The organism is Oceanobacillus sp. HCA-5259 (assembly GCF_037892815.1).
Classification (GTDB): Bacteria; Bacillota; Bacilli; order Bacillales; family Amphibacillaceae; genus Oceanobacillus; species Oceanobacillus indicireducens.
This window is the reverse complement of record NZ_JBBKBV010000037.1, coordinates 22,505-33,136: the sequence shown is the minus strand read 5'-3', so window position 1 is coordinate 33,136 and position 10,632 is coordinate 22,505. Positions and strand designations below refer to the sequence as shown.

The 10,632-nt window shown below is 37.2% G+C and carries 11 protein-coding genes; 7 read left to right on the top strand and 4 right to left on the bottom strand.

The genetic code is table 11. The annotated features are described in order from the left end of the window. The 4 genes from WKU33_RS15925 to solA form a co-directional block, all read left to right on the top strand. Positions 1-247, top strand: a 247-nt coding sequence (locus tag WKU33_RS15925; RefSeq protein WP_340455517.1) for a transposase, incomplete at its 5' end; no start/stop codon positions are given. A 213-nt stretch (positions 248-460) separates the two neighbouring features. Beyond that, positions 461-1,273, top strand: a complete 813-nt coding sequence (gene modA / locus WKU33_RS15920) for a molybdate ABC transporter substrate-binding protein (RefSeq protein WP_336253078.1) — start codon at positions 461-463, stop codon at positions 1,271-1,273. Then, positions 1,254-1,937: a molybdate ABC transporter permease subunit gene (gene modB, locus WKU33_RS15915; RefSeq protein WP_336253077.1), complete on the top strand. Its 684-nt coding sequence runs from the start codon at positions 1,254-1,256 to the stop codon at positions 1,935-1,937. Before modA ends, modB begins: the two co-directional genes overlap by 20 nt. Before the next feature lie 64 nt (positions 1,938-2,001). Beyond that, complete coding sequence (gene solA / locus WKU33_RS15910) at positions 2,002-3,165, top strand: N-methyl-L-tryptophan oxidase (protein ID WP_340455514.1); 1,164 nt, start codon at positions 2,002-2,004, stop codon at positions 3,163-3,165. A gap of 283 nt (positions 3,166-3,448) precedes the next feature. Here solA and WKU33_RS15905 read toward each other — a convergent pair whose 3' ends face one another. After that, entirely contained in the window at positions 3,449-4,663 is a 1,215-nt protein-coding gene (locus WKU33_RS15905; protein ID WP_340455512.1) for a heparinase II/III domain-containing protein, read from the bottom strand. A 301-nt stretch (positions 4,664-4,964) separates the two neighbouring features. Between WKU33_RS15905 and WKU33_RS15900 the strand changes: the two genes are divergently transcribed. The 3 genes from WKU33_RS15900 (at position 4,965) to WKU33_RS15890 (ending at position 7,525) form a co-directional block, all read left to right on the top strand. Then, positions 4,965-5,312 (top strand): PadR family transcriptional regulator, encoded by a 348-nt coding sequence (locus WKU33_RS15900; protein ID WP_077706858.1) that lies wholly within the window; start codon positions 4,965-4,967, stop codon positions 5,310-5,312. Beyond that, positions 5,302-6,060, top strand: a complete 759-nt coding sequence (locus tag WKU33_RS15895) for an HAAS domain-containing protein (protein ID WP_077701821.1) — start codon at positions 5,302-5,304, stop codon at positions 6,058-6,060. The genes WKU33_RS15900 and WKU33_RS15895 overlap by 11 nt, the downstream gene beginning before the upstream one ends. 124 nt (positions 6,061-6,184) lie before the next feature. Next, positions 6,185-7,525, top strand: a complete 1,341-nt coding sequence (locus WKU33_RS15890) for an ISL3 family transposase (protein ID WP_340455509.1) — start codon at positions 6,185-6,187, stop codon at positions 7,523-7,525. Between the two features lie 13 nt (positions 7,526-7,538). Here WKU33_RS15890 and WKU33_RS15885 read toward each other — a convergent pair whose 3' ends face one another. From WKU33_RS15885 to WKU33_RS15875, 3 genes are all read right to left on the bottom strand, one after another. Next, positions 7,539-8,069, bottom strand: coding sequence for a heparinase II/III family protein (locus WKU33_RS15885; RefSeq protein ID WP_340455507.1), 531 nt, complete (start codon positions 8,067-8,069; stop codon positions 7,539-7,541). Between the two features lie 424 nt (positions 8,070-8,493). Then, a complete protein-coding gene (locus WKU33_RS15880) occupies positions 8,494-9,591 on the bottom strand; it encodes an ABC transporter ATP-binding protein (RefSeq protein WP_340455505.1) in 1,098 nt (365 codons plus the stop codon). A gap of 130 nt (positions 9,592-9,721) precedes the next feature. Beyond that, on the bottom strand, positions 9,722-10,594 hold the full coding sequence (locus tag WKU33_RS15875) for a PucR family transcriptional regulator (RefSeq protein ID WP_340455503.1): 873 nt from the start codon (positions 10,592-10,594) through the stop codon (positions 9,722-9,724). Positions 10,595-10,632: the final 38 nt, after the last annotated feature.

The window sequence follows — 10,632 nt, the reverse complement described above, 5'->3', positions numbered from 1 at the left end:
CGAAAAGAATCTGCACAATTGGTCATTCTACCGCCTATCAAAATACAGTGAATACAAAGCGAATTTAGAGGGAATAAAAGTTGAATATGTGAATCCTGCCTATACAAGTCAAACATGTCCTAAATGCTCTGAAAAAAATAAGGCACGAGACCGCAAATATAAGTGTAAATGTGGATTCGAAAAACATCGTGATTTAGTTGGTGCTATGAATATTCGATACGCACCTGTGATTGATGGTAATAGTTAATCAGCCTAAGATGCTATATGCACTGTCTTAGGAGGGGTAATGAGATACCCTCATCTTGAAGGCTGTTCAAAACAGAAATGGACTGCGAACGTTTAGTCATTCAAGAATCCCACCCGGAAAACCGTAAGGTTTAGGGCTTGCGACTTTAGTCGTGGGAGTCTCAATATAATAGGATATAATAAATGGTAAATGTTCGGAAGGTGGCAATAGAATATGCAAAAACGAATTTATTTCATTAGTAATCTTTTATTCATATTTCTATTATTAGTCGCATGTTCTAATACTAGTAATTCTGCCCAAGACTCTGCAGACGGAGAAAACGAGGGAGTAGCTGGAAATGTTGAGTTAACGATTTCTGCGGCAGCAAGTTTGAAAGAGGCGTTAGATACAATTCAAGTGGCGTTTCAAGAGGAACATTCAGAAGTAGTATTGACCTTTAATTACGGAGCCTCGGGTTCACTGCAACAGCAAATCTCTCAAGGTGCACCAGTGGATCTATTTTTCTCAGCAGCTGAAGATAAGTTTGAGCGTTTAGTTGAAGATGGAATGATTGCCGAAGAAGACGGGGTAGACCTGCTTGGAAATGAATTAGTATTAATTGTTCCAAAGGGGGACCAAACAATTAGGGAATTTAAGGATCTTATAAAAACGGGGATAAGTAACATTTCCATCGGTACACCTGAAACCGTGCCTGCGGGAAAATATGCGAAAGAAGCGCTGGAAGAGATGGATTTATGGGATGAGCTGGAATCAAATATCATTTTCGCAAAGGATGTTCGGCAAGTTTTATCCTATGTTGAAACCGAGAATGTTGAGGCTGGACTCGTGTATCAAACGGACGCCCTCACCTCGGAAAAAATAGATATTGTTGCCTCTCTTGATGCCAAGACACATACACCTATTATTTATCCGGTCGGAATAATCAAGGATTCTGACCAGTATGAAACGGCAAAAGGCTTTTTTGACTATGTCCAAAGCGATGAAGCCTTAAAGGTATTTGAAGAATATGGATTTACAATTAAATAATGCATTTATGCAAGAATTTCTAAGCCCGATCTGGTTGTCGCTTAAAGTTGCTACGATATCAGGTGTTATCGTTATTATAATGGGAACGTTAATCGGGAAAGCTCTTGCAAGAAGAAAATTCAAAGGAAAGGCCGTTGTAGAGACAATTCTAATGCTTCCAATGGTACTACCTCCGACGGTTGTTGGTTTTTTATTGATCGTTGTTTTCGGAAAAAATAGTATTATCGGTCAAGCGATTGAGTGGATTTTTAATCAACCAGTTATTTTTACGTGGTGGGCCGCTGTAATTGCGGCAGTTGTTGTTGCCTTTCCGCTCATGTATCAGTCGGCGAAGTCAGGATTCCAGGAAGTGGATCACGATATTGAAGAAGCTGCAAGGATTGACGGCGCGAGCGAGTGGAAAACCTTCCTCTTTATATCCGTTCCTTTAGCTTCTAAAATGCTACTTGCTGGAAGTATTTTAAGTTTTGCCCGCGCGTTAGGCGAGTTCGGTGCAACTTTAATGTTTGCTGGAAATATCCCAGGTGTCACGCAGACCATCCCAACGGCGATTTATATTGCGCTGGATTCAGGGAATATGGCGATGGCATGGATGTGGGTGATTGCGATTATGATTCTTTCGTTTGGTATGATGCTGATTGTACGGATGAAACAGGATGAATGATTTTTTACTTGATTGAAAGTCGTGAATATGAACAAAGATGAGAAGAAAAGATCAGGAGGATTTCATGAAAGAAATTTATGATGTCATTATAGCTGGAGCGGGATCAATGGGGATGGCTGCTGGGTATTATTTAGCGCGTCAAGGGGTAAAGGTTTTACTGATTGATGCATATGATCCGCCGCATGACCAAGGAAGCCATTATGGGGAAACACGAATTATCCGTCATGCATATGGCGAGGGAAGGGAATATGTTCCGCTTGCTCTCCGTTCTCAGGAATTGTGGGAAGAACTGGAGAGAAAGAGTCACTTGAAAATATTCACTCAGGCAGGTGCAATGGGATTTGGACCAAAAGGCAATGCACCATTTATTGATGAAGCAATAGCGAGTGGGAAAGAACATAACTTGAATATAGATTTTCTTAGTAGCGCTAAAATCAAAGAACGGTTTCCGGGGCTTAATCTACCAGATGATTATATCGGGTTTTATGAGGAAAATTCTGGGTTTTTATTTAGTGAGAATTGTATCACTGCATATAAGGAGTTGGCTGTTCATCACGGTGCGAAACTATCCTTTCAAAATCCAGTAATAGATATAGAGACAAGTGATAAGTCGGTGAAAGTTATAACGGCAAACGCTACGTTCACTGGAAAAAAGCTGATTATTAGTACAGGTGCTTGGAGTGGAACGTTATTGAAAAAAGTAGGCTTAAAGCTTCCATTAAAGACAACTCGCCAACCGATCGCGTGGTTTGAAGCGAATGAAGCATTGTTTAGTTTGAACAACTTTCCAACATTTGCGGCGGAAGTAACTTCTAATGATTCAAGCGCGATGTACTATGGTTTCCCGTCATTTGGTAAGTGTGGCTTGAAGATTGGGCGTCACGATTTTGAAGAAGAAATTGATCCGTCTACGATGAACCGTGAATTTGGTTCAAGTATCAGTGATGAAGGTCATTTACGGAAGTTCTTGGATGAATTTATGCCCGAGGCTTCTGGGAAATTAAAGAAAGCGGCGATTTGTATTTATACGCGAACGCCTGACGGACATTTTATTATCGATCAGCATCCTGAACATTCCCATGTATTGATAGCGACAGGATTCTCTGGTCATGGATTTAAATTCGCTAGTGTAGTAGGAGAAATCCTATCCCAACTAGCTATGACTGGAGAAACGGAACATGATATATCGTTATTTAAGATGGATCGATTCGGCGATCTTACCTTTTGATGTGACTGTTTTTTCGAGTGAGACGATTTGGATGATATCGAATAAGATTGTAATAAAAGAGTTTTGATTTCTAGTTTAGAGATCAGAGACTCTTTTGTTTTATCTCGCAGTACAACTTTGCTGCAAGGAAGGTCATAGTGTTACCGTAAAGATATTTTTCCAAAGGTATCCATCCTTTCTGAGAATGTAATCCCGCTAAAATAAGAAAAAAGCGGAAAGCTATACGCTATTCCACTTCCCTTCATAAATTTTTATATGCATTCTAGATGTTTCACGATTGTGATTATAAAGCTATGTCTAGTTTTTTTCCATCTCTATTTAAAGTTAGGATTTTAGAAGTTTCATCAAATGTGACGCCTTGTATGGATTGTTCATTTCCGAAACTAATCATCGTCAGGTAATTCACGTTCTCACCCGTTTTTGAAAACTCCAATTGTGATATATCGATTAATTCATTGAAACGTTCGGACATGATTGCTCTCGGTTCAGTTCGATCCGCTTGGAAACTCGTAACGGAACTTGTTCCGAGCAGTTGCTCGATTTCAATAATATCGGCACCTGATTTTATTTTTGCGTAATTATCTTTTGTCTCAAGGATTTCAATATGTGGGGCAAGGTTGTACAATTGTAAAAATTTCTGATCTTCGTCACTTACAGCTTGGTCGAAAATAATTATGACATCCGGCTTGAAAAAGATAAGTGTCCGCTTTAGTTTCGCTCCATTATATGCTTTATTTTCCCCTTGAATTAGTTCATAGTGTAACGTTTTGTGATAACCGGTTATTTTAATTTTATCGCGGTAGACTAGCGGATCGCCTAATTTATATTCTTTTCCATCGATTGCAAGGGTGTTGTGTGCAATTGGGGAAAGGACGTATTGTCTGATCTTATCACTTTTAACATAATTATATTTTCCCGAATCAACGAAAATGTCTTTGCCATTATAAAACAAGTTGAACGATAAATCATCGAAATGTTTATGAGTCTTACTCCCGTAGCCACAGATAAAAGATAGCCAAGTTGATCTTTCTGGCTCCTCATGCTCATCTTGAAGGATTGCAATACCCGCTTCTTCATCAATGAAGGAATCAAATTTCTTTTTCTTCCGTTTTAAATGACCGGAAGAGGTGTCTCCAATGGTCGGGACTTTTAGGTTTGGCTTTAAAAAATAGTGAAAATAATCATCCGCTTGCTCTAATCTTTCTACGATGTCCTTTCCGAGGGTCAAATTATTTTTTACCAAGAAGCTTTCGACAGATTGAATAAGCCTCATCACCATACTATGATAGTCCGGCGAATTCTCTAAATGGACATTTTTGTAACTGAAATCTCTATTGAAAGCTTCCCTGACTCTATAAATTGCTTTCTCTTTCCAGTGTTCTGCTTCTGGATATTCGGACAAAACTAATGCAATCGATAGTAAAGCCCTGTCGACCATGATTCCATGGTTATTTTTCCGATAATTTTGGTCATCATTTAAAAATCTAGCATGCTTCAAGAGAAGATTATAGATCAGTTCCTCATCTATTTTTATTATATCTACAGCGGAAGTGTATAGATAAATAGGGTATTCGGATTATCATATGGAAAACTTCTATTATATATATAGTATTTTATCCTCGTGAATCGGATAATCGTGTGGAATCTTTTCTATATGGATTTTCTTTGAATTATACCTTGCATTACAAGACTAATAATGCTATTCTTCATATATATCATGTAATGCATGATACTTTATAAACATAACTCTTGTATTACAAGTTAGTGAGAAAGGAGGGGGAAGTTTGTCTACAACACAAATGCTGAAGGGTATCATTGATGGCTGTTTGCTGGCAATTATCAAGGATAAAGAAGTATATGGTTACGAAATGGCAGAAAAACTTGAAAGTTATGGTTTCCACTCTTTTAGTGAGGGTACAATTTATCCATTGTTATTGCGGATGCAAAAAGAAGAATTAGTTAAATCTACCTTAAAAAAATCCACAGCAGGACCAAGGAGAAAATATTATTCACTAACTCCAAAGGGGGAGTTAGAATTGAATAAATTTATAGAACGCTGGAATAATTTACAGTCTAATGTTAACAAAGTGTTGTGTTTTGAGCCAGATACAAAATATACAAAAGGAGATGACATCATTGAAGAATAAGTTAAAACTTTCTAAAGAAAGCCAAGAGTTCTTGGAAAACTTACGTGTATACTTATTTTCAAGTGGAAAACAATGGGATGAAATTGAGGAAATTGTGAATGAATTAGAAATCCATTTGTCCGAAGCCGAAAAAAACGGAAAATCCATTGAAAAAATTATTGGAAAATCTCCGAAAGAATATATGGAGATGGTTTCTAACGAGATGTTAATTGACTATAGAACATGGTTTAAATACATTTGCCTAATCATTCTTGGATCATTTTCTATTACAATTTTCCCTGACTTATTAGAAGGCAACCTCTCCTATTCTATCTTGGAAATTATCGGGCATATTATAATTGGTGCAATATTTATTGCTTCTGTTTTCACAGGGTTTAAATATATTTCTACATCAAATCAATCTCTCAAAAGACAGGGGTTGATATTGGCTGGTATAGCGATACTGCCCATCGCTCTATTTATTGGGTTAATCTACCTAAATAGAGCCATCGACACTCCCGTCATTTATTTCGGCAATACTGGAAGCCTAATCATTGGTGTAATCACAGTACTATTTATAATAGGTTTTTCCATTTGGGCAAAATCATGGACTTTAATCATTATAATAGCATTGTTAACACTTCCTGATTATTTACTAAATCTGACCACATTGCAATACGAAACACAACTAATCGTTAGTACAATCATAACTTTTGGAGGAATTGCCATTTACCTCTGGATATTGTCTAAATTGGAAAAAAGTAAGTGAAGATTAACTAATATAACATTAGACTCGTGGAAACCTATGTCAAACCATTATTTTAATTTAGGTTTTCACGAGCTGTTTTCATTAGTTTTCTATTTTAATTCTAAACTTTGAAAGGAAAAAGTAAATGTTAACCAATATGCTCAATCTACCAAACTTAAAGATTCTGGATATGAAAGAAAGCGAATATGATTATAGATTCTTAGTTGAGTCTACTACACTACCCCCTTCACATTGTCCAAAGTGTGGTACTGTTGCAAACTTATACAAACATGGTAAGAAACAACAACTATATTTCGACCTACCAATGCACGCTAAACGTGTTGGTATTTATGTCAATCGCCAAAGATATAAATGTAGGGAGTGTAATGAAACGTTTTTTGAGAACCTTCCCGATATGGACGTTAGTCGTTCGGTTACTAATAGACTTATAGATTGGATTCAAGAAGCAAGTCTCGAAAAGACCTTTACCAGCGTTGCAGATGATATAGGTGTAGATGAAAAAACTGTTCGAAACATATTCAATGATTATGTTTCTGAACTTGAAGCACATACAGATTTCAGAACTCCTAAATGGCTTGGTATTGATGAAGTTCATTTGCTTAAAAATTATCGTTGTGTCATCACTGATGTTGAAAACAAGTCGGTAATTGATATTTTACGTAAACGGAATAAAGATGTGGTTATCAGTTATCTTTCAAGACTCAAAGACATTGATAAAATTGAACTTGTAGCAATGGATATGTGGAATCCTTATAAAAGTGCTGTTAAATCAGTGATACCACATGCCAAAATCGTAATTGATAAGTTTCATGTTGTTAAATTAGCCAATGAAGCCCTGGAAAAGATACGAAAGGCTAATCGCCAGAATGTGTCAGCCAAAGAACGTAGGCAACTCATGAGAGACCGTTACGTACTTCTAACAAGACGTAAAGACCTTAATGACTTTGATGACCAAATAAAATTACAAATATGGACTGATACATTCCCGTTACTTGGTCAAGCATATGAGCTTAAAGAGCAATTCTTTGACATTTATGAGGCTGAATCAATCAACGAAGCCTATAAACTGTATCAAAACTGGTTTTCAAATATACCTAAAGAATTGATGGCTTATTTTGGTGATCTAATAAAAGCAGTGAACAATTGGGAAGAAGAGATATTCAACTATTTCAATTCTCCAATTACAAACGCCTATACAGAATCCCTGAATCGTTTAATTAAGACAATGAACCATGTTGGTCGTGGTTACTCTTTTGAAGCCCTCAGAGCAAAAATCTTATTTACACAAGGCTATCGTAAAATAAAAAAGAAAAAGAAATTCAAAGAAGTTGAGATTACTTTTGGAAAAATGTTGCCTGATCAATTTCCAAATTTGGAACAAGCAGGCTATGAATGGGTGTATGAGGAAATCTATGGGGCTGATATTTCCACACTGATCAAGGCTATGGAAGAGGGTACCTTTTAATCCTCTTTCCACACTATTTTCCGATTACCCGATAAATAATTGCTAACGCACGCGTTGCCGTTGCGTGATCACTCCAGCGGGAACGGTAATTTTCCTTTGGATGGGCTTCGTCGTGTTTAGCCCAATCTTGTAAAATTTCATAAGCTTTTTTTAATGATTTTTTGTCTTTCTTTTTCTCGTAATGATTACAAAGATGATGAATGGTTTCCAACGAATGAAGATAAAGTTGATAAGTATTTGCACCCGAATGGTGCTGATAGTTCCAGTCAATTCCTTTTTTAAAATCAAGAACTTCTAAAGATTTTATAAGAAAGTACTGCCCTTCAAACAAACCTTCGACAATTTTATCTGTGTCTTTTGTGTAGTTAGTTTTCTTGATTGGTTCAATTATATTTAATGTAGGTTGCACGCTTTTCTTAAAAGGCCACAAAAAGATCCCTCCCCTATGTATAATGTAGTAATCTAAGTTTAATTGATATAAAGATAATAATCCATTCCAACCAATAAAACCTAAACATAAATTAACAAACGGATCCCAGTTCATTTCTTTGCAAAAAAAGATTGACAAGAATTCTTTAAGATGGTATTATAGTAAATCGAGTAACAAATAAGCGCTCTGGCATTCTACAATGTTTTTGAAGATGCTTATTCAAACTGGAGCGACTAAGGGGTCGCAAGGACGCAAGAGCAGGTAGGGCTTGCGTTGCTTAAGTTAGAGAACACCCAGTGGAACACGTACCGCGGTTAAGTGAAATTCTTGAATTAACACGATGATTCATGCTGCGTTTTGAAAAAATCACCCAATAATTAAAACGAAAAAGAAGAATTTCCCACCCGAGATATTCGGGATATAAAATATTAAAAATAAGCTTATATGTTACTGAAAGATAAAAGGGATACTCCTTAAAGAGGGGTATCCCTTTTCCCATGGAGAAATAAGGTTGAACCATTTGACTAAAAGAAGTAACTTAATAAATTCTCTCTTCCGTCACCGCATCAAAGAAATGTGCTTTATTCATCTCAAAACCTAATTTCACGGTATCTCCAGCTTTAACATCAGAACGGGAGTCGACTCGGGCAATAAAGCTTTGATCCGCGACTTTCGAGTAAAGGAACGTCTCTGCACCATTCAGTTCGGCAACTTCAATGCCAGCAGATATCGTAGACTCTAGATTTGCCTCTAGAAAGACAAGTTCATCTTTAATATCTTCCGGGCGAACACCGAGAATGACTTCTTTATCAAGGTAGCCATTATCCTTTAATGGTTTCAGCTTGCCTTCAGGAATTTTTATTTTCACGTCCCCCATGGTAAAGTAAGAATCCTTCACGATGCCTGTAAAGAAGTTCATTGCTGGTGAGCCGATGAAGCCACCGACGAATACGTTATTAGGGTTCTTATACACTTCTTCAGGAGAACCGATTTGCTGGATTTCTCCATCCTTCATAACAACGAGACGGGTAGCCATCGTCATTGCTTCCGTCTGGTCGTGTGTCACGTAAATAGTAGTTGATTGCAGACGCCTGTGCAACTTTTGAATTTCTGTACGCATCTGGACACGTAATTTAGCATCAAGGTTTGATAAAGGTTCGTCCATGAGAAACACTTTCGGATCGCGGACAATGGCTCGTCCTAATGCAACACGCTGTCGCTGACCACCAGAAAGTGCTTTAGGTTTACGAGTTAAGTATTCCTCCAAGCCTAAAATTTTAGCTGCTTCATTTACGCGCTTATCGATTTCCGCCTTCTTAAATTTCCGCAGTTTTAATCCAAATGCCATATTATCGTATACACTCATATGCGGATAGAGGGCGTAGTTTTGGAAAACCATTGCAATATCACGGTCTTTTGGAGAAACATCGTTCATCCGCTTATTATCAATGTACAGGTTTCCTTCCGTGATTTCCTCTAGACCTGCAATCATTCGTAGTGTAGTAGATTTACCGCAGCCGGATGGCCCAACGAATACGATAAACTCCTTATCTTCAATATGCAGGTTAAAGTCTTTAACCGCTACGACCTCTTTATCATACTTCTTTTGAATATTTTCTAATACGAGTTCAGCCATTATGAGATCCTCCTTCAAATATATGAAAACGTTTTATTCACTGATTTCATTATAGTGGAGAACGATTACTCATTAAATGGTAAACGTGCACAAAGCTTTGGACATGTTTTAGGCAACTTTACAAATGGATTCACTTGATCAATAAAGCCAGGTAAACAGTTAGTGCATGATGGAAATTTCGGATATCGAGACCCGTTTTTTCCTTGAACTTTTCAATTCGGTATTGAAAACTGTTACGGTGCATATATAGCTTCTTAGCCGCTACCGAAACATTTAAATTGCTTTTCAGAAAAACTTCCATCATCTTTAGGAACCCCTTATCGTGTTGAAATTCCTGTGGGATGAGCTGCTGCAGATCGTCTCTTAAATTCGGTGTTAGTTGATCGATAAGCAGGTAAGGAATTGCTTCTATATAAGAAATCACATTATGCTCCCAGTAGGAGAAGACAATGCTTGCTTGAGAAGTTAAATGATTATAATAATGTTTCGCTTGTCCGAGTTCCGTAAGATATGGACTCACGAAAAAGCGGATTTTTATATATAGATCACTCATTAAAATGTCGATGATTTCCTCTAATGAAATATCTTCTTCAGCGAGCATTTTATCAACAATGATTCCTTCCGTTTTACTTTCCCATAGGATAATCATTTCTTTATGAAATAATTGATTAAGGGCGTCCTTGAAGTCTGCTGGTTGTAGTTGATCTGGCGGGATTTGGAAAAAGATTAGGCGAAACATGTTTTCTGTTTCCGGTAGCTCACCGTCAGCTTGAATGTATTGCTGCCATAATTTTTCTGCTTTTGTCATAGGCGGAAAATTATGTTGATACGGTTTTAGAAACATATGTAATAAAGCGGAATCCTTTTCAGTGATTTCGGACGGATCGATACTGATAATTTGGCCATTCTCTGCAATAAACCATGTCAGTTTATCATCGATTTCCGTTGGTGTTTTTTTATAAGATTGTAAGGAAGGAAAATGTTTTTTTAATTGTTGGAGCATGGGATAGACCTCCTAGTTGAGGAGTTAGACACCTCAAA